Below are 25128 nucleotides of genomic sequence, written 5' to 3'. Positions count from 1 at the left end.
TGTGGCCTCCATTGGAGGGACCGTTTGGAACCGCTCCCCCCCTGTGCACTGTCTATGAGCAACGACGTTCCGCCTCGCTGCCCGTTTCTTTCGTTAGGTCTTTTGCCCATTTTGGGTCTCCAGACCGGATGGCTTATTAGCGCCTATGAAACACCATTAACCTTTTGCTTACCATGTTTACAAATAGCTTATTTTTATGAGGTCATAGACGTTTCATATTGTAATTTTTGTAGATGACGGGCGCTGCGCATGTAAATTTTACATAGCGAATCTTGCATTTCGTCATCGTCAGGACATGCCGCAAGTCCCGACTCAGTTGTTCTCCTGTTGCTGTTTCCGCTCTGCCTGTGAGCTTGAAGACGATTTTAGGAAAAATTTAACTTTTCAGGATTTTTTCTGCGAGTTTTCAAAAGGACGCTGTCAAATTAAGAAGTTTAGCCAAGGAAAAAGCCGGCTTAAATCGAAAGATCATGTTGTTTATGACAGGGGTGGGTACGCGCCGGTTCACCCGTTATGTGGTGACTGAATCGGCTACCGTTCTATCCAACCGGTCTGGCAGGTCCGTATGGTGGTGGAAGCTGGGGAAAATGGGACGCCTGAAAACGGGCTTCATGACCGGCAAAACCAAAACCCGGGCCTGGTTGCCGTTCCCGTAAACTGCTGACAGATCAGGATCCTAGTCGTGTCAATGCATACGTTGATGGGGCAATCGTATTTGGCAGATCGAAGGAACCTTATCCCCAGCACCGAGGAAACTTCGGCAACCTGCCAGTTTTGACAATTGATCCCTTTCGGCTGTTGCAGGCGGGGCAGGCCTCCCCGGCACTAGGTGCTTTTACATAGCTGAGACCTGGCGCTTTCCAAGTAGAGATCAGTAAATCACGAAGTTCAGCTACGCCAACGTGGCGAAACCGGCATTGGGTGCGCCGGCTCCGCAGCTTGTCAGGTCAAGTTGTCGTCTTGAAAACATTCGCAACAGTCGAGAACAGATTGTTTCTATTCGTGTGCACATCTATCGGAAAACTGGGGCCGGTGTTCGCCCAGATGGGCGCGTCGTTGGGCAGACCGGGACCCCGTTGCACCGAAACGAGGCCAAAGCCGTCGTTGTCCCAGTATCCGTTGGGGAAACCGGGCGCAGGCGGGCCGCCCCACCAGGTGTAGATATTGGGAGCTTCAGGCTGGTTCCACAGTTCATCGCAATATTCGAAGTAGTAAAGCCCGATACACAGCGGATGAGCAAAGGCCTGAGGCAGCATTTTCTGCGCAACTTGCGCCGCCTTGCTGCAGGTCTGATCGTCGGCATAGATGGTGCCGGGGTTGTTCGGGTCCTTGTGACTGGTTGCCGGCATGCCCCACTCGGTGAAGAGAACGGGTTTCAACGCCTTTGGCGGCAGGCTGCCGTAGTCCTTGAAGATGCTTTCAAAGGTCTCGGTCTGGTAGGTGTTGACGCCCCAGAAGTCGATGCTCGGGCAGTTCTCCATGTAGGAGGACGCCTTCAGGGGAATGTTCGGGTCGTCGTGGGTGGCCATGCCGGCCAGCTTGCCAGGAGCTTCTTCCTTGACGATGGCGGCCATTTTCTCCACCTGGCCCCACCAGAAAGCGGCCCAGTCCGGATTGTTGTAACAAACGTCGGCGCCGTCCTGTTCGTTCTGAATGGTGAACCCCATTACCGCTGGATGATCTGCTACGGATCTGACGGTCTCCCGCAGGACATTCGTCCAGTAATCGATCTCTACTTTTGAGGCCTGGTCGTATTGGGTCTTCCAGAACATCGTGGCAGGCAGGGGGATGCCGACCAGGACGGACCGGCGCATCTTTGCTTCTGGCGGCGCAGACTTGTCCCAGGCCAGATCCAGAAAATTCTTATGCGTGAAATAGTGACCGTTGTTCCAAGGCGAAGGGAAGGTTCCGTTGCCTTCCAGCTGCCGCGACAGCATGCAGTAGACCCGCAGCGAATTGTTGTGGAGGTTCCTGAAATTGGGGAAGTCGCGGGACAGCAGGGGAGACCAGCTGGAAATGAAAGTGGAGCCTGCTTCGAAATCGTCCCAATACCAGTCACCTAGGGCGGGGGCATAGGAGTTGGAACCGTTGATCGGGGCCGGGGAATAGCAGACTCCCTTCAATTTGACCTTCTCGGTCGTGGGCTGCTGTCCGTCTTCGGTGAGTTCGCAGTAAAGATTTGCGGTTCCATTGCTGTCGACGGAACATGTCCATTTGGTTGTCGTCATGGTGGGTCGCCTGAAATAAAGGGTTTTTGCGGAAGTCTTGCGCTCAGAAATGAGATACTTTTTCGTGCAATTGCACAATAATGCAACCAAAGAGTGCTGAATAAAGCTTTAAGAATACATCCCTCATTGAAGCGGGTTTGGAATGCAGGCCACGCTGGCAAAGCCGCTCTGACATGAGAGAAGTACGGACAGCTCAAAAAAATGCCGGCGCTTTTGGCACCGGCACTTCTTGTTTGTCGAAATCTGCCGATGACCGGCTTTCAAACGTGCGGACGTGATGTCTGCCTTCAAGAGAAGGCGAAGCGCCCTAGAGGACGCGGCCCGGGTTCAACAGTCCCTTGGGGTCGAATGCGTCCTTGATCCGCTTCATGAGATCCAGCTCGATACCCTGCTTGACGTCCTTCAGGAGATCGCGCTTGAGGCGGCCGATGCCGTGCTCCGCGGAGATGCTGCCGCCGAACTCGCCGACGATGCCGTGAACAATGGTGTTCATCTCATCCCATTTCGCCAGGTAGTCTTCCTTGTCGGCGCCCACCGGCTGGCTGACATTGAAGTGGATGTTGCCGTCGCCGATATGACCGAACGGAACAGGCCGGCATCCGGGCACGAAGTCCTCTACCGCGGCCATGGCCTTGTCCAGGAAGTCCGGGATCGAGGCAACCGGCACGGAAACGTCATGCTTGATCGAGCCACCCTCGGGCTTCTGCACTTCCGACATGCCGTGGCGGATGTGCCAGAAATCCTGAACCTGGGTCAGGTTCTGGGCAAAGGCGGCGTCTTCCACCAGACCTTCTTCAAATGCTTCGCCGAGAATGCTCTCCATAAGGTCCCGCACCGGAAAGGCTTCAGAACCACTGGACAGCTCCATCAGCACGTACCAGGCATGTTCGCCCTCGAGCGGATCTCGTGCGCCTTCCAAGTGGCGCAGGCAGAATTCAACGCCAACGCGCGGCATGATTTCAAAGCCGGTCAGAACCGGTCCGGCCTGTGCCTTGGCAAGGGTGAACAGCTTCAGGGCGGCGTGCGGATCCGGCAGGCCGACAAAAGCGGCCTCCAGCTTCTTGGGCCTGGGGAAAAGTTTCAGCGCCGCAGCTGTAATGATGCCCAGAGTGCCTTCACCACCGATAAATAATTGTTTCAAATCATAACCGGTATTGTCCTTGCGCAGGGTTCGGAGGCCGTTCCAGATCTCCCCTGTTGGCAGCACCACCTCGAGGCCCAGAACCAGATCGCGCGTGTTGCCATAGGCCAGAACGGCAGTGCCGCCCGCGTTCGTGGAAATGTTGCCGCCGATCTGGCAGGAGCCCTGAGCCCCGAGCGCAAGCGGGAACAACCTGTCGACGTTTTCAGCTTCATTCTGAAGCGTCTCCAGCACCACACCGGCCTCGGCCGTAATGGTGAAGCCGGCCGGGTCTACCGCACGAACCTTGTTGAGGCGTGACAGCGAAAGGACGATTTCATCCCCGGTTTCCTGCGGAATCTGGCCACCGACAAGGCCGGTGTTGCCGCCTTGCGGCACGACCTTGAGATCGTTCTGATACGCATAGGTCATGACGGCGCTCACCTCTTCGGTGCTGCCCGGGCGCAGCACCATGGGAGTGACGCCCTGATACAGGTCGCGCCATTCGGTGAGGTAGGGAGCCTGGTCGTCCGGACTTGTCAGAACGTTGGCTGCGCCGATCATCTCGGCGAAGCGGTCGGCATGGGCAGTACGCTCCATGAGCGGGGTCCTCGTGAAGTTTGACAGTAAAATTCGGGCGCCAACATAGTGTCTGAAAGCGCTGGCGTCGACGGTTCATTCCGTCACCGTGTCTCTTGAAGGAACAAACCCCTTGTGCCATAGGAAGCCAGCCCGCTGGGGTGGTATTGGAATTCTTTCGGAGACGACGATGGCGGAAACGCGCGGACTGATGAATGGCAAACGCGGCCTGATCATGGGTGTGGCGAACAACAAGTCAATTGCCTGGGGCATTGCCAAAGCACTGGCCGACGCGGGAGCTGAACTGGCTCTGACCTACCAGGGTGATGCGTTGAAGAAGCGCGTGGAGCCACTGGCAGACCAGTTGAACGCCATTGTTGTCGGCCATTGCGACGTGACCGATGGCGCCTCCATCGATGCGGTCTTCAAGACGCTGGAAGACAAATGGGGCAAGATCGATTTTCTCGTCCATGCCGTTGCCTTCTCCGATAAATCCGAATTGACCGGCCGTTTCGTCGATACGTCTTCCGATAACTTCGCCCGCACCATGGACATTTCCTGCTACTCGCTGACGGCTGTTACCCAGCGCGCCGAGAAGCTGATGCCCGATGGTGGTTCCATTCTGACGCTGACCTATTACGGCGCCGAGAAGGTTATGCCGCATTATAATGTCATGGGCGTTGCCAAGGCCGCGCTGGAAACCAGCGTAAAGTATCTGGCGATGGACCTCGGCCCGCAGAACATTCGCGTCAACGCGATTTCCGCCGGACCGATCAAGACGCTGGCTGCCTCCGGTATCGGCGACTTCCGCTACATTCTGAAGTGGAACGAATACAACTCTCCTCTGCGTCGCACGGTGACGATCGAGGAAGTCGGCGACAGTGCGCTGTTCCTGGTGTCAGACCTCGGCCGTGGTGTTACCGGCGAGATCCAGCACGTCGACTGCGGCTACAACATTGTCGGCATGAAGGCGGTGGACGCCCCGGACATTTCCGTCGTCAAGGATTGACCGTTTCGAATGGCCGGTTTCGCACCGGCCATTTTCATTTTGTCCGGCCCCGTCCGCCAGGGGCATCCCGCTTTCCGGAAACTGAGATGACATCTGTGCTGAGTGCCCCGAAATCCGACCTGCTGCCCAAGCTGCACGATCCGGAGTTCCTGATCTTTGTCCGCCATGGCCAGACGGACTGGAACTTCGAAGGGCGCATGCAGGGGCAAAGGGACATTCCGCTGAACGACACGGGGCGCGGCCAGGCCAGTGGCAATGGCAAGCGTCTCAAAGCGTTTCTGGAGCAGGAGAGGATCGATCCTGCCGGTCTGGATTTCGTATCCTCACCGCTCCACCGCACGCGCTCGACAATGGAGTTGCTGCGCCAGTCCATGGACCTTCCGGTGGAGGCCTACCGCCTTGAGGACCAGCTCAAGGAGATTACCTTCGGTGACTGGGAAGGCTTCACGCTGGAAGAACTGGCAGAGGAAGAGCAGGACATGATCCTGCAGCGCCGCGCCGACAAGTGGGGCTTCGTTCCCCCCAAGGGCGAAAGCTACAAGATGTTGGCCGAGCGCATCGGGCGCTGGCTGGTGACCGTCGATCGGCCTTCGGTCGTCGTGTCGCATGGCGGTGTCTTCCGCGTTCTGCGCGGCTTGCTGGAAGGGCTGGACACGGTTTCCGTTCCCAAGCTGGATGTGCCGCAGGACAAGGTCTTTGTCTGGCGTAAGGGCGCTTTCGAGATCGTTTGACAGCCCCCTCGTCGGCGTTCGGTCGTAGCTTGCGACAGCCTGTTGCAGGTCTGCGTGAGGGAGAGTTCCGTCTGCGGAAATCACCAATCAAGCCATGAAGCAAGCCGAAACCAATCCGCCATATCAGAGATCTGCGGCATTTCTCCATTGGCTCAGTAGATACCCTGGGCATACAGAGAAATCTTCGCTTTTGCGACAACGCTATTGGCAGCTTGTCCCATGAGGGAGGCGTAATTTCTGAGCGTCGCACGGTCGGCCTTCTGCTTGTTGGTGCAGACAAAGGTCATCACGCTTCCCCATTCCCGTTCCGGCTCGTAGCCGAATTTGCTCAGGCCATAAAGCTCACGCCCTGTCACGATGAAGAAGCCGCGTCCGTAATCGTAAATTTCACCCGGGTTGCGGATCTTGGTAACGAGGCAGAATTTCTTGTGGGTGTGAATCGCCCCCAGGATCCAGCAGTCATTGATGCACACCGACCAGCGGGCAAGCTTCTGGACATTGATCGGAAGACCGGGGGTCAGGTTGAAATGTGTCGGGTCTTCCAGGTTGAAGCGCCGGTAAAGCTGTTGGGTCTGCGCCAGTCTCCCGACATACATCTCGCCGCCGGAACGGGCGACCTTGTCGTAGACGGCCCACGCGGTGTGTCTTGATATGTGTGACAGGCTGATCTTGCTGTTTGCATCTCCAGGTGATTCAAATTGGGTCCGGTTGGTGTCCCAGGGGTTCTGCCTCAGTTCGTTCAGCTCATAGTGATTGTAGGAAAGTGTCAGTAGATCCTGATCGAAAGCGGTTCTTGAATACGTCATTTCGGTTTCCTCTGGTACAACGGGCCATGAGCGCTTGCTGTTCGAAATGTACGCATGTGAAGGCCGCTTTACGTGTGACCTTGGGCACTGCAAAGGAACCCCCGACCATCCGTGCCTCGGGTTTGTCCAGTGACGGTGATCGGGCGAAGCAGCTGCGGCGTAGATGTTTACAGCGATTGCGAGGGAACCTGGAGACAATCCGGGTCAGGTGCCGTGTCCGCCAATGAATTTTATAGCGAACTGCCAAGCTTTTCAGATTTCAGCACGGTCGGGGATCTGGCCGATTACCGGCCGGTGCCGGACGACTGGTACGTTCTTGCTGCCGACATAGTCCGCTCCAGCGATGCGGTCGCACAGGGCCGGTACAAGGAAGTCAACATGGTTGGCGCCGCGGTGATCGCCGCGGTGTTGAACCGGATCGGCAGCGACCGTGTACCGTTTGTCTTCGGGGGAGACGGCGCGATGCTGGTCGTGTCCGAACACGATGTCGAGGCAGCCAGCGACGCGCTGGCCGGTGTTGTCGGTCTGGCGCGCCAGGTCATGGAGCTGGAGCTGCGCGCCGCTGCGATTCCGGTCGCTCATCTGCGGGATCTTGGGGGCGACGTCCGCGTGCGCAAGTACCAGCTCAGCCCGGGCAATCATCTGGCCATGATCCTTGGGGATGGCCTGGCCGTTGCGGACAATATTCTGAAAGATCCGGAAAAAGCGCGGCCGTTTGAGATTTCTCTCCCCGATGCCGCGTTACCGCCGCTCGACGGGCTTTCCTGCAGATGGGAACCGCTTCCTTCACGAAACGGACACATCGTGTCTCTGATCGTCAAGCCGACCGGACGTATTCCAATGCAGGATGTCCTGCGGGGGCTGGCCGATAAACTCGGCTATGATCCCTCGAGGGATGACAGCCGGATGAGACTGGCGGACAAGACGCGTCTTCGTTTTCGCTTTCCACCAACCGGTACGCGTCATGAGGTGCGCCTGGGCTCACCGGGAAAAGACTTCCGCGGATGGGCAAAGGCGTTGCTGGAGGCGATGGTCTTCGTCATCAGCTATCACACGGGCTGGCGCATCGGCCCTTTTGATCCGAAACGATACTTTCCCGAACTTGGCCTCAACACTGACCATCGCAAGGTCGGCGACAGCCTGCAGCTCGTGCTGGATCTGACACCGGAGCAGTTTGCAGGTGTCGAAGACTATCTGAAGGCTGGTTACGCCGCCGGGGATCTGGTGTTCGGGCTGCATGTGTCCACGTCCGCTCTGATGACCTGCTTTGTCGAGGATATCGGCAAAAGCCGGCATATCCATTTCGTCGACGGGGCTGACGGCGGGTTTTCTCTGGCAGCTGCCGAATTCAAGAAACGGCAGGCGAACATTGTGCCGAAGGCGGTCGGTCAGGCCTGACTGCGCAGCGGGCTGTGCCGTTCCAGGGCGGGCATCGGGTGTGCAAAATTCTGTTTCAGGATCATCATCGCAAGGTCGCTGTCGGGAACGGCCTTTGATATGAGGAACCCCTGGATGACGTCGCACCCGTGGCGTTTCAGCCAGTCACGCTCGCCTTCGGTTTCCACACCTTCGGCAAGGACGCTGATGTCGAGGCTCTTGGCAAGATTGATCAGCGCACTGGTGAATTTCTGCAGGGCGGGGTCGGCATCGACGCCGGAAATGAAGCTCCTGTCGATCTTGACCCGGTCAACCTTCAGATCGCGCAAGCTCGAAATGCTTGAATGGCCGGTTCCAAAGTCGTCCAGTTCGATGAAGAACCCAAGTTCCGACAGGCGGGCGATATTCTGCTTGATGGGGGCGGCCGTGATTTCGTCGATCATCACCGCTTCCAGGATTTCCAGGCTGACGTCTGCAGGCTGAAGTCCCAGGTCAAGCACCTGCCTGTGGAGCGCATCCACCGCCTTGGCGCTTGTCAGGAGACTGGCGGTGACGTTCAGGCCCAGATGTATGGCTGGCCTTGTCTTGCCGCTCAGGCTGGCGGCAAACTTCAGCGCCCGGCTGCGCACGGCCTCTTCGATCTCCTCGAGATAACCGACTTCCATTGCGGCAGGCAGGAAAGCGCCTGGATACCGGATCTCGTCGTCATCAATCCACCGGGCGAGGGCTTCCGCGCCGACAACTTCGCCCGTGTGAATATTCACCTGCGGTTGGAACCAGGCAACGATATTGCCGTTCTTGAGCGCATTCTGCAGCTCTTTGGCAATCTCGTCGTTTTCCTCGAAGGCAGCGCGCATTGCCGGGGTGAAGCGATCGAACTTGCGCGGCCCCTTTTGCTTGGCCGCTCTCAGGGCCAGAGCCGCATCGGTCAGCAGATGATCGAAGACCTGCTCGCCCGGACTGCTGATGAAGATGCCCGCATTCGCCTCGATGGCCGACCTGTTGTTGCCGATGATCCGGTCGGTCGCAATTTCCTGGAGAAGTGTGAACGCCAGTTGCTCGAACTGCGCCGCCTTCTTGAGGCGCGGACGTAGAAACAGGAACTCCGTTCCGCCTGTCCGGCACAGGAAGTCTTCCGGTTCCGCGTGCTGGGTCAGCTGTTCGGCCACCTGGCGCAGAAGTGAATCGCCGTTGTGGTCCCCGAACCGGTCGTTCACCTTCTTGAACTGGCGCAGGTCGATCAGGATTGCACCCGTGCGCGTTCCCGGCTCTGCCGGTGGCAGGTTGCGTATCGTATTCAGAAGGGCGCGGCGGTTCGGCAGTCCGGTCAGGGGATCGTGAAATCCGAGATTTTCGAATTCCTGCTGCGTCCTGTCGGCAAGTGCGCGCGACAGAGCAATGGCGATTGCAAAAGCTGCAACAATGACCAGTCCGCCGACAAGTCCGGCAAGTGTAACGGCAAACAGTGTCTCGGATCGCTGTCTCTGCAGGTCCATCAGGAGATAATCGACGGTGGACTGCCAAAGGTCGAATGCGGCGCCGACCAGGGCCGGCTGCATCTCCACCACGGGCAGGGCAATGACATCCGCACCCTTTGAGGCGGTGATCGTAGAAGAGAGCAGTTTCGAACCTGCGGTCTGGAAGGCGACGTTCGTTGTCCGGAAGGCTCTTGCCTGTTTTCGCAGCAGATCTGCTTTCTCACCGGTCAGGTCGTTAAAGTAATCAACCGTGTCCCGCGATGCCCCGTCGGCGGCAATCTTGTACTGGCCTCCCTGCACGGGGATCAGCATCTTGTCCCAGACATTGATCTCGCCCCGGCTGGAAATGCTTTTCGCATTGCTTGCCATGATCGCGGATTCGATCACGACGGTCGGCATGGTGTCGGTGATCAGATGCGGAAGTTTTGCGGTCTCGAAGGATGAAGTCGAACTCAGCCTGGTGACCTGGGAGATCATCGAGGCGAGGATACGGGCCTGCCGAAGCGCGAGCGGAATGTTGCCTTCGTTCAGGAAGGTGTCGAGCGGCTGAACGAGGTCGGCGGAAAGCTCATTTCCCCCGAGAGTTTCCAGGCGTTCGCGCAGTTGGGCCGGCGTCTCCCTGATCTTGCCGGTGAGCGCTTTCTCCTGCATCAGCGGCCCGAGTGCCTCGATCAGGTGCAGCCCGGCCAGGCTGTGGTCGATCGAGTTGACTTTCTCGAATTTATTATGAAACCAGAGTGAGGCAAAGAGCAGGCTGGGTGCCAGCAGAAATACGATCAGTCCAGTCAGCCAGCCCCTGATCCGCAACGTTTTGCCTCTTGGTGTTTATTAGATCCCAACGTGTAATAACGGTAGAGGTTTAAGGATTAGCAAATCAAGGGTCGAATTTTGCGAACGGTTCGCGCGATTTCCTAGGTCGTTAATTCAAGACATCGTGAAACTCGTGCCAAGGACGCCAGCTTCCATTCGAAATCTACTTGTCTTTAATTTTGACAAGGGTGGTGGACGAATGGACTTGCCAAAAATACCTGTATACCCGGCTGCGGGCTTGAGCTTGCGGGCGCGATGGCGTATCGCTCGGCGCCTGACAGTTCAATTGCAAGCCTCGGTCACCGTTCATGTCGCATAACAGTTTTGGTCATCTTTTCCGGGTCACCACCTGGGGCGAAAGCCACGGTCCCGCTATTGGTTGCGTGGTGGACGGCTGCCCGCCGCTCATTCCCCTGACGGAGACCGATATTCAGGGCTTCATGAACAAGCGCAAGCCGGGCCAGTCCCGCTTCACCACGCAGCGGCGCGAGCCGGATGAGGTGAAGATCCTGTCCGGCGTCATGGTTGACGAGGACGGTATCCAGAAAACGACCGGGACGCCGATTTCGCTGTTTGTCGAAAACACCGACCAGCGCTCCAAGGACTATTCGGAGATCAAGGACCGGTTCCGTCCCGGCCATGCCGATTTCACCTATGACGCCAAATACGGCATCCGCGACTATCGCGGCGGTGGACGTTCCTCGGCGCGCGAAACCGCCATGCGCGTTGCCGCCGGGGCCGTCGCACGCAAGGTGTTGCAGGGCGTAACCGTTCGCGGCGCTTTGGTGCAGGTTGGACCGCACAAGATCGACCGGGCCAACTGGGACTGGGCGGAAGTCGACAACAACGCCTTCTTTTCTCCGGACGCAAAGGCCGCCGCATTCTGGGTGGACTATCTGGACGGCATCCGCAAGGCCGGGTCTTCTGTCGGTGCCGTCATCGAAGTCGTTGCAGAAGGTGTCCCCGCCGGTTGGGGCGCGCCGATCTACGGCAAGCTGGACACGGATCTTGCTGCTGCGATGATGTCGATCAATGCGGTCAAGGGGGTTGAGGTCGGCAACGGGTTCGATGCCGCAAGCCTGACCGGTGAAGACAATGCAGACGAGATCCGCCTTGATGACGTCGGCCGGCCCGTCTTCCTGAGCAACAATTCCGGCGGTGTTCTGGGCGGGATCTCCAACGGCGATCCCCTGGTTGTCCGGTTCGCGGTCAAGCCGACGTCATCGATCCTCACCGAGCGCAAGTCCATCACCAGCAAGGGTGAAGAGGTCAACGTCATGACGAAGGGCCGGCATGACCCTTGCGTCGGCATCCGCGCGGTGCCGGTCGGCGAAGCGATGATGGCTTGCGTTCTGGCGGACCATTTCCTGCGTCATCGCGGCCAGATCGGCTGACGGGCAACTTCGCAGCGTTACAACTCGTTACAATTCCGGAAGGCAAGGGCCATGGACCTTGCCCGTCATCTCTCTAGTTTTATCTCCAGCATGACGTCTCATGCATTTCAGGGAGTAATGACATGAATGAAATGACGCCTGTGCGCCGTATGACGGCAAAGGATTTTCCTCAGGAGCTTCTGGATCTTTATGATTTCTACGCGCATGGAAAGATTACCAAGCGCGAGTTCATGAACGGGGCAGCAAAATTCGCGGTTGGTGGACTGACGGCGGCCATGCTGCTGGATCAGCTGTCGCCCAATTATGCGCTGGCACAACAGGTTGCTCCCGATGATGCGGGGATCGTCACCGAACGCATCACTTACCCGTCACCAAACGGCCATGGCGAGGTCAACGGTTATCTGGTGAAGCCCGCAGGTGCGACCGGCAAGCTGCCGGCGGTGCTGGTCGTGCATGAGAACCGCGGTCTCAATCCTTATATCGAGGATGTCGCGCGCCGCCTCGGCAAGGCCGGATTCATGGCGCTGGCGCCGGACGGACTGACATCGGTCGGCGGTTATCCGGGCAGTGACGATCAGGGCCGCGAATTGCAGCGTACGGTCGATGGCACCAAGCTGATGAACGATTTCTTCGCCGGCTTCGAGTATCTCCTCATCAGTGACGACAGCACCGGCAAGGTTGGGGCGGTTGGTTTCTGCTACGGCGGCGGTGTGGTCAATGCAATTGCGGTCGCCTATCCGGAGCTTGCCGCGGGCGTGCCTTTCTATGGACGTCAGCCGGATCCTGCGGATGTCTCCAAGATCGAAGCGCCCCTGATGCTGCAATATGCCGAGCTGGACGAACGCATCAATGCGGGCTGGCCGGCCTATGAGGAAGCTCTGAAGGCCAACGGCAAGACCTACGTGGCGCATATGTATCCGGGCGTGAACCACGGCTTCCATAACGACACGACACCGCGCTACGACGAAGAGGCTGCAAAGCTCGCAGAGCAGAGAACCGTCGACTTCTTCAAGGAAAACCTGATGTAGGGTTGCCTGGTTCTGCTCGTCGCACCTCATCCCGGTTCCGGCTTTGCCCGGCCGGGATGATCACGATGAGCAGGCTTGGTTTGGTCGTCTTCCAATAAATTCCGGCCCGGCTTCTTGCCGGGGCCGCGAAATCTCAGACAAACTTGAAGGCGCGGATGCGGCTCAGGATTTCTTCCGGGTCGGCTGCTAGCGTGTGCAGGTTGATCGCAATCAGCTCCCGGCCATGCTCGCGCGGCGTGCGCTTCCAGTTGCGCATCATGAACTTCTTCCAGACCGGAAAGGTCTGTGCCTTGGTGACGGCGTCATCCAGTGAACGGGTCAGGAGGACGTCCAGCCGGACCAGCTCGATGTTGCGGACGGACGTCCGTTTGACGTCCGTCATCCGGATTGCGGCCCAGTCGATGAAACCGATGCGTTCCACATAAAGCCCGTCTTCGTTGGCGCCGAGCTGTGGCTTGCCTTTTTCGATCATCGGATAGTGCCAGAAGGCAATTGCGAGCGGGGCGAGGGCGGCGAGGGCCAGCAAGGGAAGATTGCCGACAATCCCGATCACGGCGAACAGAATGCCGAGGATGAGGCTGCCGTAGACAATGCTTTCGCTCTGACTGCGGTTAAAGCCGACGGTGAAGGGCACCGGTGTCGGCTTCACGTTTTCCTCTTGTTTGACTGCCTCTTTCTTCGCCGCCATGAAAGGCCCCTTCCGAAGGATCCTCAGGTGTCGAGGATCTCTGTTTCGTCAATCTTGATGTCGAAGCCTTCCAGCCCAACGTAATGACGCTCACGGGAAGCCAGCAGGCGAATTGAACTGACGCCCAGGTCCTTCAGGATCTGTGCACCAAGCCCGACCTCACGCCATTGTTCCTGTCTAGCTTGTGCGGAGCTGTGTTCCTCGGAATCAGCGGCTTCAAAGTCGGATCTCGGCCGCTTGGACTGACGGGCAACGCCCACCGACCCTTCGCGGAGATAGACGATGACACCCCGGCCGCGATCCGCAAAGTGTTTCATGATCTGGTCGAGTGGCTGGACGTCTCCGAAGACATCATCAAGCACGGATTCCAGTTGCAGGCGCACCGGCACGCTGCGGCCGTCCAGAATGTCGCCGTAGACGATGGCCAGATGGTGCATCGGGTCATACGGGGTCGAATAGGTGGTGGCATAGGCCGGACCGAAAACCGTGTCGACGGGCTGTTCGTTGACGCGTTCCACCAGTTTCTCGGTACGCTGGCGCCAGGCGATCAGGTCGGATACGGAAACCATCTTCAGGTCGTGTTCGGCTGCAAACTCGGCAACCTGCTGGCCGCGTTTCACGGTGCCGTCGTCGTTCACCAGCTCACTGATGACGCCAACCTGCTCCAGTCCGGCGAGACGGCACAGGTCGACGGCAGCTTCCGTGTGGCCGGAGCGGATCATGACGCCGCCTTCCTTGGCCACCAGCGGGAAGATGTGCCCGGGGCGGACGAAGTCGTCAGCGCCGACATTGGGGTTTGCAAGTGCACGTACGGTGGAGCAGCGCTCTTCGGCCGATATGCCGGTGGTCAGTCCCTGGCGGTAGTCCACGGAAATGGTGAAGGCGGTCGCAAGCGGAGCATCATTTTCGGCAACCATTGGGTCAAGGCGCAGGCGCCGCGCATGGGCAACCGTCATCGGTGCACAGATGATGCCGGAGGTGTGACGCACCATGAAGGCCATCTGTTCAGGCGTGACCTTGGCGGCGGCAACAATCAGATCGCCTTCGTTCTCGCGGTCGTCATCGTCAGTCACGACCACCATTTCTCCACGTTCGAATGCGCGGATTGCTTCTGCGACACGGGCCTGGGACACGGGATGCTCCTTGGTTGTAGACAGTCCGAGAAAGTCGTTGGGGGTTACGGCGCCATTGGTGGCAATGGCGATCTTGCGGGCCATATCCCGCGAGACCCAGACATTGGGGTCGTTGCATAGGGCGGTTACGGAGGCAGGCGACAGGTTGGCGCGGCGCGCAAAGGCGCTGCGGCTTTCCCCTGTCTGCAAGAGCCATAGATCCAATCTCATGGCGATCGATATACGCCTGATTGTTTTCAGTCTCAAGAGAAGGAATGAGATTTTTCAGTAATACTGAAAGATCAGTCGCTTTTGATAAACTCCGCGACGCGCGAGACAAAGGCAGGCGCCATCCAGCTCTCTTCGAGCCCTGCCGTCTTGGCGATACCCGTCAGGTCTTCGTTGAGGTAAGAGGTAAAATAGGGCTCGTGGAAAAGCTGCGGAAAGACCGACAGAAGACCGTCATATTCCGGCACGTCTCCGGTTTGCAGGCTGTCGACGAAAAGGAAGGAGCCGCCGGGTTTCAGAACACGTGCGACCTCCGAGACGACCTGACGCCGGATTTTCGGCGGCAGTTCATGGAACAGGAAAACGCAGGAAACGACGTCGAGAGAATTGTCCGCAAACGGCAGGGTTTCGGCCAGGCCGCAGATATAACTGGCACGGCGTGACGGCAGGCGCTCACGGGCAACGTTCAGATAGGGTTCCGACAGATCGAGCCCCGTGCCCTTTAGGCGCGGAAATGCGGCCAGGGCGGGCCGCAAGAGACCGCCGGTGCCGCAGGCGATATCCAGATACGAAACGTGGCGTTGGTCCTTGCGGCGCAAGATCCTGGCGAAGGGTACCAGGGCCCGTCGACGCATGGCGGCAGTCGCACCTGAAAAAAGCACATCCACCTGGAAGTCATAGAGCCTGGCACTTTCCTCCGACAGCCAGCCGTCGGTCTGAAAATGAAAGTTCTGCCGGTAATAGCGCGGCAGTGCAGCGGCAAATCCCTCGGTGGAATTGACCTCCTGATGCGCACCGCTTGCACGACGGCGTGCCACCTCCGGCACGTCCTTGAAGAAGGCGCGACTGGTCGAGATCAGCTCGCCCGGCGTCATGGTGCCATCGGAAGGCAGCGGATAAATCCCGTCCTCGACGGACTTCAGATCATCCGCAAACAGCTTGACGATGTCCGACAGCATGCGCCGCTGGCTCGGCACCGGGCCGGTCGGCACAACCTTCGGCGTTTCCGGAAGCTGTTTCTGGAGATCCCGGTTCATCCGCCGCATGGCTTCGGAATGAAGGGTGTAGAGCGCGACCCGGCTGCCCTGGTAAAGCGCATAGCGCGTTCGCCGGGCAAGGCTCAGGAACGGCGGCAGGCTGCGGGTTCCTTTGACAGGTCCGAATTCCTCATCCGCCGCGCTCATGGCTCACTCCCTGATCAAGGTCTGGTCAACACCGCCACTGCTTCAATATGGGGCGAATAGTGGAACTGGTCCACCGGTGTGACGCTTTGCAGCACATAACCGCCGTCGAGCAGGATCCGCAGATCCCGGGCAAGCGTCGCCGGATTGCAGGAGACGGCAACAATCGTCTTGACCCTGGATAGCGCCAGTTGCTCTGCCTGGGCTTGAGCGCCTGCGCGCGGCGGGTCGAAAACCACGGCGTCGTAAGGCTCCAGCTCTTCCTTCACCAGCGGCCTGCGTGACAGGTCTCGCCGTTCAAAGGTCACCTTCTTCAGGCCTTGGGGTTTGCGCAGGGCCTTGTCAAAGGCGGCCAGTGCCGCAGCATCGCCTTCAACCGCATGCACATTTGCCTGTCGGCCGAGCCTGAGCGCGAATGTGCCGACACCGGAAAAGAGATCTGCAATTGTCCTGGCCTTGCCGACACCGTCAATTACCAGCTTGGAAAGCGCATGTTCCGCCGCCAGTGTCGCCTGGGCAAAACTGCCGGGCGCGGCAACAATGCCGATGCCGCCCATGTCGAGCAGCGGCGGGCGGAGCTCCAGAATGACTTCGCCGTTGACCGAAAGCCGGGCAAGGTTCTGATCGACGACCTTTTGCGACAGGGCCGGGATCTTGCGCTCGTATCCCTTGTCGGCCTTGTCGAGAGCCACATCCAGACCGGTGGTCGTTACCAGAACGGTCATCCGCAGTTCACCCTTTTTCGGAAGCACTTCCGAGGCAAGGGACTTGAGGCCGGGCAGCGCTTCAACGATGACCGGGTCGAGCACCGGGCATTCGGCGATATCGACCAGCCTGTGGCTGGCCTTTTCATGGTAACCGAGCAAGGTGTGGCGTCCGGCACGGGTGGCCGTCAGTACAGCCCGGCGTCGCCCTCCCATGGTCGCAGCTATCGTCCCGGAAACTTCGGTCTCGATGCCACGGTCGCGCAAGGCCTTTTCGACCAGCCCGCTTTTCCAGACAAGGTATGGCTCTTCCGCAAGGTGCTGTACGGAACAGCCGCCGCAGGCGGAGTAATGACGGCACACGGGTTCGATCCGGTCCGGCGACGGCTTTTCGATCACGGGCTTTTGGGCGCGTCCGTCCACGACGTTCGCCCGGACGATTTCCCCGGGCAGCGCCCCGGCCACGTAGATCGGCCCGGTCTCCGTTTCGGCAACGCCGTCGCCGCGGTGACCGAGCGTGGTGATTTCAATCTCTCTCTCGCTCATGGGCGAGCGATAACGCCAACTAGGGGTTTGGGCAAGTCTTGATCATGGGACGTGCTTCCCGCTCCCTTGATGGAAACAGGCTTTTGCGCTTTCACCAGACGTCGAAGGAGATGAGAGGCGACAGCCCTCAACCGGCTTTCTTTCCGTAGAGCAGCCATTCCGCATTGCCGTCACCACCCTTGACCGGCGAGGGGACGAGGTCGCCTGCCTGCCAGGCGGGAATGGTGTTCAACCACATCTGCAGGGATTTTGCGGTCTCTTCGGCAATTTCCGGATCGACCAGACCGCCTTTGCCGATATTGTCCTTGCCCGCCTCGAATTGCGGCTTCACCAGAAAGACACCTTCAGCACCCGGTGCCGCCAGCGCAAGAGCGGGAGGAAGGGCAAGCTTTAGCGAGATGAAGCTGACATCCGAGACAAGCAGAGCCGGGGCGTCTCCTCCAAGGTTCTGTGAGGTCAGATCCCGGGCGTTGAGGCCGTCGCGCGCGGCCACCTTCGGGTCTGACTTCAGACTGTCGTGCAACTGACCATGCCCGACATCGATGGCGTGAACCTTGGTGGCCCCACGTTCCAGCAGAACCTGGGTAAATCCGCCTGTGGACGCGCCAATATCGAGGCAGATCCGGCCTGTGGGGTCGACCGTGAACCGGTCGAGGCCTTCGATCAGCTTCAGCGCGGCCCGGCTGACATAACCGGAAGCGGGATCTTCAACCGTGATGCTGGCGTCCGCCGAAGTCTTCTGCGCCGGTTTGGTGCATAGATGACCATCGACGCTCACCGTTCCGCGCAGGATTGCGTCACGCGCCCGTGCGCGGCTTGGAAAGACACCCGTATCGACGAGATGCTGGTCGAGGCGTTGTTTGGACATGCGGTCTTCAGAAGCAGCCGGCGATTGCCGAGATCAGGCGGTCGGCATAAACCCGTTCACCGGCATACAGCCACAGAAACGCCGAAAGCGCGACGAGGCCCGTCGCGCCGGCGGTCAGTCCCATGAACAGCGGCATGCGCATTATGTTCGGCTTGCTCCAGCTATCGCCTCAGGAAGAGGCAGGTGCGTTGTCGATCAGCCTGCGCAGCTTCTTCAGGGCATTTTCCTCGGCCTCGCCATAGGCAATGGTACCGACGAACTTATTGTCGGCACTCATCAGGTAGACGGCAGCGGAATGGTCCATCGTATAGTCGCCATCGTCAAGTGGCACCTTCTTGGAATAGACCCGATAGGCCTTCAGCATCGCATCGATCTGTTCCCGCGAACCGGTCAGCGGAACGATACGCTTGTCGAATGCCCAGACATAGTCACGCATGACTTCGGGCGTATCGCGTTCCGGATCCACAGTGACGAAAGCATAGTTGAGCTTGTCCGCATCCGGTCCGAGTTCGGCCATCCAGCCCTGAAGTTCGGAAAGCGTGGTCGGGCAGACGTCCGGACAGAAGGTGAAGCCGAAGAACATCACTGTCGGCTTGGTGGAGAAGGTCTCGTCGGTCACCGTTTCGCCGGTGCCGCTGACAAGTTCGAACGGGCCGCCAATGGCCGCAAGCGGCTCGATCAAGGCACCGGTGCCCTTGTTGCCGGCAGTCTGCTGATAGACCAGAACACCGGACACGACAGCGAGCACGGCAACAGCAGCCCAGGCCACGTACCGGAAAAGTTTCAAACCAGACATCGGTTTCGTCCTGCTTTGGCCAGAGCCTTCAGTGCCGGCTTCGAGACGGGCTGGCGGCTCTGGCGCTTGGAAAAGAAATTGCTGGCGTTGCGTCTTCGCCGAGGCAACGCCCGCTGACGGGGCTTAGTTCTTGCCGTGATCCATCTTGCGGTGGTCCATCGCACCATGCGCAGCTTCGCCATCAGGTGCCTTGGCGCCCATCTTGGCAACAGGAAGTTCAATGGCAACGTCCCCGGCCTTTTCAAAGGTCAGGACAACCGGAATGCTGGTGCCTTCTTCGAAGGATTGGTTCAGGCCCATGAACATGATGTGGAAGCCGCCCGGTTGAAGCGCAACCGTTTCGCCAGCCGGGATGTCGATGCCATTTTCCATCTTTCGCATTTTCATCACGCCGTCGGTGACTGCCATCTCGTGGATTTCCACCTTCGCGGCAACATCGGAACTGACCGCGACAAGGCGGTCTGCGTCGGTACCGTTGTTGACGATCTCGACGAAACCGCCACCGGCCTTTGCTTTGGGCGGGGTCGCGCGGGTCCAGGGTTGGGTCAGGGTCAGTTCACCAACCTTGTAGTCACTGGCAAGGGCGGACAGGGAGACAAGCGAAAGGGCGGCTGCTGCCGCAACGGATTTCCAGAGTTTCATAATGCTATTCCTTGAGGTCTGAGAAGTTGGATTTTCTTTCAGATCAAGGAAGGAGGAGCCCTGATGGCAGTAGCTCTATAAGGAACGGCCAGCACAGCCTGTTGCCCTGCCGGAACGCGTTCAGTGGCGGAAATTTCGGGCGACAGGTTCAAAGGGGCGAAAGCACCTGCAAGGCAGGGCGCGATAGCACAGCCATGAGCGCAGACCGGGCCGCATTGGCAGGTCAGCGGGTTATGCGGTCCAGGCAGGTTTTGTTCCTGCCCGGAGGGCTGGCAGAGACTGGTAAGGCCCGCGGCAACAGCTGCGTCCGGCGTCAGCGCGCTGGCGAGAACCAGCAGAACAAGCCGCATTGCAAAGGCAAGGGTTGCCAGCGCCACCAAAGGGTGACGCTCCTGCCTTAGCTGTTGCAGCTTTGTGACGCGCGCATTCATGCTAGCGGCTATAAGCCGGTTGGAATGCCGTGTCGAGGGGCGAAACCGCGCAGGTGCATGGGCTGATGCCTGTCACCCGCCGCGTGACGGTGTCAGCTCTTTGGAGTTGTCTTGTCTGCAGTCGCATCCGGCGCTTCATCCGTTGCGGCGCCTTCAGCGGACGCGTTGTTTTCCTCTGCCTCTGCCTCTGCATCGGATGACGATTCGAAATTGTAGATGTCGTCTTCGTAGGCGGGGAAATCTTCAGGCGCGATGACGTATTCTTCTGCTGCTGCATCCAGCGGTTCAGCGGAGATAACCGAACCGACCTGTGCCGTGGAAGCGTATTCGAAGTCGGTCTTTTCTTCTGCTGTCGGTGCCTGACGGGTCAGGACGCGGGCAAGGATGAAGATCACCATCAGGATATTCGCCCCAATGATCATGATGTAGAGCCCGGATGGGCCGGTGTTGCTCATGATCATGGAGGCGGCCAGTGGCCCGATGATCGATCCGATACCGAACGACAGCAGCATGCCGGACGACGTGGCGACAAAATCTTCAGCTGCCGCGTGGTCGAAGGCGTGCGCAACCGCGATTGCATAAAGCGGTTGGACGACCATGCCCACGGCCACGGCGCTCAGTATGGCAATCGTGAAGTCCTTCGGTGAGAAGAACACGATAGCAGCCGAAACGGCAGCGGTTGCGATCCCCAGCCCTGCGATCACAAGACGCCGGTCAATGCGGTCGGACAAACGCCCAACGGGCCACTGTGCGATAAGCCCGCCGCCGACGATGGCCGCCGCATAAAAGGCGGCTTCCTTGGTCGAGAGGCCGATCTGGGATCCGTAGAGCGAAGACAGCGTCAGCAGGGCTCCTTGCGAACTGCCGATAAACAGCACGCCGATGAAGGCGGCAGGGGAGTTCTTGTAGAGCTTGACGGGCTGGAACCGCACCAGCGTGATCGGTGCAGGCTGGGTCGAGGTGGTCAGCGAAACGGGCATCACCGCAAGGGACACCATCACCGAGGCAATCGCGAACGGGATGAAATCGGCAATATTCATCGACGCGATCGAGATCTGGCCCAGCATCAGGGCACCGAACAGGATGACGATGTAAAACGACATCACCGTGCCGCGGTTCTCGTTGGACGCGCTTTCGTTGAGCCAGCTTTCGACGATCATGTAGAAGCCGGCAAGACTGAAGCCGGAGATCATGCGGATGATCATCCAGGCATAGGGGTCGATAAGCACGGGATGCAGGATGGCGGCGGCCGACATTAGCGAAACAAGTGCGGCAAAGGCGCGAATGTGCCCGGCCCGCATGATCACCAGAGGTGCGCCGAGACAGCCAAGCACCATGCCGAAGAAATAGGCCGAAGAGACCAGACCGATTTCGAAGTCGGTGAAGTAAAACCGTTCGGCGGCCAGCGGCAGCAGTGTCGTCTGCAGACCGTGCCCGAATATGAGCAGGGCAACGGACAACAAGAGAGCGGACACGGAAAGAAGGGTCTGAGCCATGGCTGCATCCTGACGATGGATCGCCGCAGCTCCAACAGAAGCGTCGCGGCCGGTATCGTGCTCCAGAAATAAAACAAAAGCGCCGGATTGATCCGACGCGTCTGTTTCTTTCGACCAGCCTTTTCAGGTATGGCGGCCTGTGTCAATCAGGTTTGAAACCCGCTCCCCAATCGACTTTGTCCATTACAGTATGCCGCGTGCTGGAGCCGGTGACCTGAAGACCGGTCAGGCGCGTTGCGGCGCGCTGACGGAGGCCGTTCCGAGCGCTGTGAAGACGGTCTTCAGTATGCCGTCGCAGGTGAGGCCTGCCCGGGCATACATCAGGTCCGGCTTGTCGTGGTCGAGATAGGCATCCGGCAAGGCAAGGGCACGCACTTTCAGTCCGTTGTCCAGCAAGCCTTCCTCGGCAAGTCGGGTCAGCACATGGCTGCCGAAACCACCGGCGGAGCCTTCTTCGATCATCACGAGAACTTCATGCTCGCGGGCAAGACGGCGGATCATGTCCATGTCGAGCGGCTTTGCGAAGCGGGCATCTGCGACTGTGGTCGAAAGACCGGCCGCATCCAGTTCGTCCGCCGCCTTGAGGCATTCGCTCATGCGGCCACCGAAGTTGAGAAGGGCAACCTTGGTGCCCTCCCTGCGGATGACACCCTTGCCGATGTCAAGCACGCTGCCGCGTTCCGGCATCTCCAGACCGACACCTTCGCCGCGCGGATATCGGAAGGAGATCGGGCCTTCGTCATAGGCAACGGCAGTTGCCACCATGTGGCGCAGCTCCACTTCGTCCGAAGCCGCCATGACCACAAAACCGGGAAGGCAGGTCAGGAAAGCGGTGTCGAAAGCGCCTGCATGGGTCGGGCCATCCGCACCAACGAGGCCCGCACGGTCTATCGGGAAACGTACCGGCAGACCCTGGATCGCCACATCGTGCACAACCTGATCATAGGCTCGCTGCAGGAACGTGGAGTAAATCGCACAGAAGGGCTTGAAGCCTTCGGTCGCAAGACCCGCGGCAAAGGTAACCGCATGTTGTTCGGCGATACCGACGTCGAAGGTGCGTTTCGGATAGGCTTCGCCGAACAGATCAAGGCCTGTGCCGTCCGGCATGGCGGCTGTAATCGCGACCACCTTGTCGTCCGTTTCCGCTTCCTTGATCAAGGATGTCGCAAAGACGTTGGTGTAGCTGGGCGCATTGGCCTTCGGCTTGGACTGCTTGCCTGTGACGACATCAAACTTGGCGACGCCGTGATACTTGTCCTTGGCCCCTTCGGCAGGAGCATAACCCTTGCCCTTCTGCGTGACCGCATGGATCAGGATCGGGCCATGGTGGGTGTCGCGGACGTTCTTCAGAACAGGCAGCAGGTGTTCCAGGTTATGACCGTCCACCGGGCCGACATAATAGAAGCCGAGTTCCTCGAACAGCGTGCCGCCTGTCCAGAACCCGCGGGCATATTCTTCAGCCCGGGCCGCCTTTTCGAACACGGGTTTGGGCAGGTTCTTCACCAGGTTCTTGGCCGCATCGCGCAAGGTCTGGTAAGTCGGCCCTGAAACGAGCCTGGCCAGATAGGCGGACATGGCGCCGACCGGCGGCGCAATGGACATGTCGTTGTCGTTCAGGATGACGATAAGGCGCGAGCCGAGATGGCCGGCGTTGTTCATCGCTTCGTAGGCCATGCCGGCGGACATGGCGCCGTCACCGATCACCGCTATGACGTTATTGTTTCCGCCCTTCAGATCCCGTCCGGCGGCCATGCCGAGGCCTGCCGAGATCGACGTGGAGGAATGGGCTGCACCAAACGGGTCAAAGTCGCTTTCGGCGCGTTTCGTGAAGCCGGACAGGCCATCACCCTGGCGAAGCGTGCGAATGCGGTCGCGGCGTTCCGTCAGGATCTTGTGCGGATAGCACTGGTGGCCGACGTCCCAGATGAGCTTGTCTTCCGGCGTGTTGAACACGTAGTGCAGCGCGACCGTAAGTTCCACGACACCGAGCCCGGCGCCCAGGTGTCCGCCAGTAATCGACACGGCGTCAATCGTTTCCGCACGCAACTCTTCGGCGAGCTGCTTGAGTTCGCTTTCATCGAGCAGGCGCAGATCGGCCGGGGACTTAACCTTGTCAAGAAGCGGGGTATCGGGCTTGGAAGTCACTCTGGAGATAGCTCCACGATTTGAAACATGGCGGGCAGGCATACACCAACCGGATATAGGGCGCAAATCGGGCAGGGGGTATGCGCCAAATTGGCCTCATGATTTCGGTCGAAAATTTACCCCGCCTTTGCCTCAAAAGACTTAAGACGGTGTTTGGCAGAAACCGTGCAATTTTTAGTGAAAATACGCGCAATCACCCCTTTGGGTGATGCAAAGCATTTGGAACTGGCCTAGGGATTGAGGGTGGTCGATGGGGCCACGTGCACAGTGATCAACTGGGAGTCGTAGTCCACGGCTCCATTTTTTTGTGCGTTGGCCGCATTTCGGTTGCTGAAACAATAATGATAGCAAGTGGCTTCAACACAAAATTCTGCGTTCCTGAATACTTTCAAAACAGGCGGGCGATCCGGTGGACGAGCCGTGCGAGTTGAAGTTGTGTGTGCGCTCCGGTCTTTTCGTAGATCCGTCGCAGGTGTGTTTTTGCAGTGTTCTGCGTGATGCCGAGATCCTGGATCGTAGTGCTCAGTGCGCCTGTCATGGTCAGATGCCAGGCCAGGCGTGCTTCGGAATGTGAAAGCTCGTAGTGGTCCTGAAGGCAAATTTCGACCTCTTCCGGAGGGTCTTTTGATGTTGTCGTGCGGATCAAAAACAAAGGTTGTGCGCAGGCGTCCGGCGGCAGGCCCGGGCACGAAACGGTCTCCAGCGACACCCGGCAGACAAGTCCGCTCTCCGGTGCGGGACAAAAAAGGACGCTTGTCGGGTCTGCGATGCCACCGTCTTCGAAAGTCGCCAGTTGTTCTTGAAGGGCAATCTCAAGGCGTCTGCTGTTGATCGCCAGGTGCCGCTGCCGACGGACGGCGATATCCAGTTCGTTCAACCTTTCCAGCCCCTCTGACGTTTCGGCAAGTATCACCCGGTTAGCGTCGACAAGAACCGCAGCGCCCTCCTGTTCCAAAAGCATCAATTCCTGGAACTGGTTTTCGAGCCGTTGTTTTTCCAGTTGGAAATGCAGATCGAGTGCGGGCAGCAGCGCACTGACAAGGGTGTGAAAGGTCGCGCTGGCCCGGTCCGCGTCAATCCTTTCGGTGCTGTATCCTCTGAAAAGGCAGCCAAACAGGACGGAAGAGTGTGCAGTGCGCCTGACTGGCGTAACCAGCCCGGGAGCATTTTCCAGCCAGTTGCCTGCCATATTCGCATCTGGGTGCGAAGTTTCCTGCGATCCGGTAGCGGGGTCGGATGCCGTCTGACGATGGTTCGCCAGGGATGTCTTCGAATAGGGGTAGAGCTGGGAGGCTTCGGTGAGCAGGAACTGAAATGCGGAGTTGCCGTTCACCGTTTCAATACGGCTGAAAAGGGTCGCGAGCTCTCTGGCCTGGTTTTCGCCGCCCAGGGACCTTAACGGTGTGCCGTCTCCATCGTATTCGGCAAGAAAGGTTCTGCAGTTCAGTTTGTCGTCGATGAAGTTCAGTACCGGGTGCCAACCTTCAGATTGCAACGGACGCTTGAGCATCCGCATAAGTAGTTCTACGTGGTCGCGATGGCTGAGTGCCGGCATGCTCTGCTGCGTCTATTAGTGATTACATTGTCAGGATTCTATTTTGACAATGATTTTATCAACTTATCGAGTAAATAGCAATAAAACCGGAGATAGTAACCTAGGGTACGGATGATTGCGTAGTCGTTGAATAGTGAGGGAATTGTTGTGTCGGGAGCGGGATGGAACTCGAACTT

The 25128-nt window shown here is 58.8% G+C and carries 21 protein-coding genes; 5 read left to right on the top strand and 16 right to left on the bottom strand.

The features are described from left to right. Positions 1-947 precede the first annotated feature (947 nt). Entirely contained in the window at positions 948-2228 is a 1281-nt protein-coding gene (locus tag FIV05_RS27810) for a hypothetical protein (RefSeq protein ID WP_152511755.1), read from the bottom strand. A gap of 307 nt (positions 2229-2535) precedes the next feature. Next, positions 2536-3948: an FAD-binding oxidoreductase gene (locus FIV05_RS27805; RefSeq protein ID WP_152511754.1), complete on the bottom strand. Its 1413-nt coding sequence runs from the start codon at positions 3946-3948 to the stop codon at positions 2536-2538. 169 nt (positions 3949-4117) lie between these two features. On the opposite strand from FIV05_RS27805, the gene fabI reads away from it, so the two are divergent. Together fabI and FIV05_RS27795 are read left to right on the top strand one after the other, a co-directional pair. Next, positions 4118-4936 carry an enoyl-ACP reductase FabI gene (fabI, locus tag FIV05_RS27800; protein ID WP_023001876.1) on the top strand — a complete coding sequence of 273 codons (819 nt, stop codon included), beginning with the start codon at positions 4118-4120 and terminating at the stop codon, positions 4934-4936. An 86-nt stretch (positions 4937-5022) separates the two neighbouring features. Next, positions 5023-5667 carry a histidine phosphatase family protein gene (locus FIV05_RS27795; RefSeq protein ID WP_152511753.1) on the top strand — a complete coding sequence of 215 codons (645 nt, stop codon included), beginning with the start codon at positions 5023-5025 and terminating at the stop codon, positions 5665-5667. Between the two features lie 152 nt (positions 5668-5819). On the opposite strand, the gene FIV05_RS27790 is transcribed toward FIV05_RS27795, so the two are convergent. Continuing rightward, a complete protein-coding gene (locus FIV05_RS27790; RefSeq protein ID WP_152511752.1) occupies positions 5820-6473 on the bottom strand; it encodes a hypothetical protein in 654 nt (217 codons plus the stop codon). A 213-nt stretch (positions 6474-6686) separates the two neighbouring features. On the opposite strand from FIV05_RS27790, the gene FIV05_RS27785 reads away from it, so the two are divergent. Continuing rightward, complete coding sequence (locus tag FIV05_RS27785) at positions 6687-7871, top strand: DUF3095 domain-containing protein (protein WP_209009810.1); 1185 nt, start codon at positions 6687-6689, stop codon at positions 7869-7871. Here the strand turns inward: FIV05_RS27785 and FIV05_RS27780 are convergent. After that, positions 7862-10135, bottom strand: coding sequence for a bifunctional diguanylate cyclase/phosphodiesterase (locus tag FIV05_RS27780; RefSeq protein ID WP_152511751.1), 2274 nt, complete (start codon positions 10133-10135; stop codon positions 7862-7864). The genes FIV05_RS27785 and FIV05_RS27780 overlap by 10 nt on opposite strands. Before the next feature lie 311 nt (positions 10136-10446). Between FIV05_RS27780 and aroC the strand changes: the two genes are divergently transcribed. Together aroC and yghX are read left to right on the top strand one after the other, a co-directional pair. Then, on the top strand, positions 10447-11532 hold the full coding sequence (gene aroC / locus FIV05_RS27775; RefSeq protein ID WP_152511750.1) for a chorismate synthase: 1086 nt from the start codon (positions 10447-10449) through the stop codon (positions 11530-11532). Between the two features lie 140 nt (positions 11533-11672). Beyond that, positions 11673-12560, top strand: a complete 888-nt coding sequence (gene yghX / locus FIV05_RS27770; protein ID WP_152512103.1) for a YghX family hydrolase — start codon at positions 11673-11675, stop codon at positions 12558-12560. Positions 12561-12693: 133 nt separating this feature from the next. Here yghX and FIV05_RS27765 read toward each other — a convergent pair whose 3' ends face one another. The 12 genes from FIV05_RS27765 to FIV05_RS27715 form a co-directional block, all read right to left on the bottom strand. Next, positions 12694-13248 (bottom strand): hypothetical protein, encoded by a 555-nt coding sequence (locus FIV05_RS27765; RefSeq protein ID WP_023001869.1) that lies wholly within the window; start codon positions 13246-13248, stop codon positions 12694-12696. A gap of 23 nt (positions 13249-13271) precedes the next feature. Further along, the gene (gene ribB / locus FIV05_RS27760) at positions 13272-14591 is read right to left on the bottom strand and encodes a 3,4-dihydroxy-2-butanone-4-phosphate synthase (RefSeq protein ID WP_031269683.1); all 1320 of its coding nucleotides are present in this window, start codon (positions 14589-14591) and stop codon (positions 13272-13274) included. A 71-nt stretch (positions 14592-14662) separates the two neighbouring features. After that, complete coding sequence (locus tag FIV05_RS27755) at positions 14663-15772, bottom strand: class I SAM-dependent methyltransferase (protein WP_152511749.1); 1110 nt, start codon at positions 15770-15772, stop codon at positions 14663-14665. Between the two features lie 14 nt (positions 15773-15786). Next, positions 15787-17019 carry a TRAM domain-containing protein gene (locus tag FIV05_RS27750; protein ID WP_152511748.1) on the bottom strand — a complete coding sequence of 411 codons (1233 nt, stop codon included), beginning with the start codon at positions 17017-17019 and terminating at the stop codon, positions 15787-15789. 127 nt (positions 17020-17146) lie between these two features. Next, positions 17147-17887 carry a TlyA family RNA methyltransferase gene (locus FIV05_RS27745; RefSeq protein ID WP_152511747.1) on the bottom strand — a complete coding sequence of 247 codons (741 nt, stop codon included), beginning with the start codon at positions 17885-17887 and terminating at the stop codon, positions 17147-17149. 7 nt (positions 17888-17894) lie between these two features. After that, entirely contained in the window at positions 17895-18029 is a 135-nt protein-coding gene (locus FIV05_RS31960) for a hypothetical protein (RefSeq protein ID WP_006933515.1), read from the bottom strand. A 27-nt stretch (positions 18030-18056) separates the two neighbouring features. After that, positions 18057-18683, bottom strand: a complete 627-nt coding sequence (locus FIV05_RS27740; protein WP_075283310.1) for an SCO family protein — start codon at positions 18681-18683, stop codon at positions 18057-18059. 123 nt (positions 18684-18806) lie between these two features. Further along, positions 18807-19325, bottom strand: a complete 519-nt coding sequence (locus FIV05_RS27735) for a copper chaperone PCu(A)C (protein ID WP_152511746.1) — start codon at positions 19323-19325, stop codon at positions 18807-18809. 38 nt (positions 19326-19363) lie between these two features. Next, positions 19364-19702 (bottom strand): hypothetical protein, encoded by a 339-nt coding sequence (locus FIV05_RS27730; protein WP_152511745.1) that lies wholly within the window; start codon positions 19700-19702, stop codon positions 19364-19366. A gap of 146 nt (positions 19703-19848) precedes the next feature. After that, positions 19849-21252: an MFS transporter gene (locus tag FIV05_RS27725; RefSeq protein WP_209009809.1), complete on the bottom strand. Its 1404-nt coding sequence runs from the start codon at positions 21250-21252 to the stop codon at positions 19849-19851. 225 nt (positions 21253-21477) lie between these two features. Next, positions 21478-23439 carry a 1-deoxy-D-xylulose-5-phosphate synthase gene (gene dxs / locus FIV05_RS27720; protein ID WP_152511743.1) on the bottom strand — a complete coding sequence of 654 codons (1962 nt, stop codon included), beginning with the start codon at positions 23437-23439 and terminating at the stop codon, positions 21478-21480. Between the two features lie 346 nt (positions 23440-23785). Then, positions 23786-24913, bottom strand: coding sequence for a hypothetical protein (locus FIV05_RS27715; protein WP_152511742.1), 1128 nt, complete (start codon positions 24911-24913; stop codon positions 23786-23788). Between the last annotated feature and the right edge of the window lie 215 nt (positions 24914-25128).

It is taken from the genome of Labrenzia sp. THAF191a, assembly GCF_009363335.1.
Taxonomy (GTDB): Bacteria; Pseudomonadota; Alphaproteobacteria; order Rhizobiales; family Stappiaceae; genus Roseibium; species Roseibium algicola.
Note: the sequence above shows the minus strand (reverse complement) of the source record. Positions and strands in the feature narration are given on the sequence as shown.

Excerpts from the sequence above, each read along its gene's own strand:
- FIV05_RS31960 (WP_006933515.1), bottom strand. The coding sequence starts at position 18,029 with ATGCGCATGCCGCTGTTCATGGGACTGACCGCCGGCGCGACGGGCCTC.
- FIV05_RS27805 (WP_152511754.1), bottom strand. The coding sequence starts at position 3,948 with ATGGAGCGTACTGCCCATGCCGACCGCTTCGCCGAGATGATCGGCGCA.
- ribB (WP_031269683.1), bottom strand. The coding sequence starts at position 14,591 with ATGAGATTGGATCTATGGCTCTTGCAGACAGGGGAAAGCCGCAGCGCC.
- FIV05_RS27790 (WP_152511752.1), bottom strand. The coding sequence starts at position 6,473 with ATGACGTATTCAAGAACCGCTTTCGATCAGGATCTACTGACACTTTCC.
- FIV05_RS27765 (WP_023001869.1), bottom strand. The coding sequence starts at position 13,248 with ATGGCGGCGAAGAAAGAGGCAGTCAAACAAGAGGAAAACGTGAAGCCG.
- FIV05_RS27745 (WP_152511747.1), bottom strand. The coding sequence starts at position 17,887 with ATGTCCAAACAACGCCTCGACCAGCATCTCGTCGATACGGGTGTCTTT.
- FIV05_RS27810 (WP_152511755.1), bottom strand. The coding sequence starts at position 2,228 with ATGACGACAACCAAATGGACATGTTCCGTCGACAGCAATGGAACCGCA.
- FIV05_RS27750 (WP_152511748.1), bottom strand. The coding sequence starts at position 17,019 with ATGAGCGAGAGAGAGATTGAAATCACCACGCTCGGTCACCGCGGCGAC.
- aroC (WP_152511750.1), top strand. The coding sequence starts at position 10,447 with ATGTCGCATAACAGTTTTGGTCATCTTTTCCGGGTCACCACCTGGGGC.
- FIV05_RS27740 (WP_075283310.1), bottom strand. The coding sequence starts at position 18,683 with ATGTCTGGTTTGAAACTTTTCCGGTACGTGGCCTGGGCTGCTGTTGCC.
- fabI (WP_023001876.1), top strand. The coding sequence starts at position 4,118 with ATGGCGGAAACGCGCGGACTGATGAATGGCAAACGCGGCCTGATCATG.
- dxs (WP_152511743.1), bottom strand. The coding sequence starts at position 23,439 with ATGCCTGCCCGCCATGTTTCAAATCGTGGAGCTATCTCCAGAGTGACT.
- FIV05_RS27795 (WP_152511753.1), top strand. The coding sequence starts at position 5,023 with ATGACATCTGTGCTGAGTGCCCCGAAATCCGACCTGCTGCCCAAGCTG.
- FIV05_RS27715 (WP_152511742.1), bottom strand. The coding sequence starts at position 24,913 with ATGCGGATGCTCAAGCGTCCGTTGCAATCTGAAGGTTGGCACCCGGTA.
- FIV05_RS27725 (WP_209009809.1), bottom strand. The coding sequence starts at position 21,252 with ATGGCTCAGACCCTTCTTTCCGTGTCCGCTCTCTTGTTGTCCGTTGCC.
- FIV05_RS27735 (WP_152511746.1), bottom strand. The coding sequence starts at position 19,325 with ATGAAACTCTGGAAATCCGTTGCGGCAGCAGCCGCCCTTTCGCTTGTC.
- FIV05_RS27755 (WP_152511749.1), bottom strand. The coding sequence starts at position 15,772 with ATGAGCGCGGCGGATGAGGAATTCGGACCTGTCAAAGGAACCCGCAGC.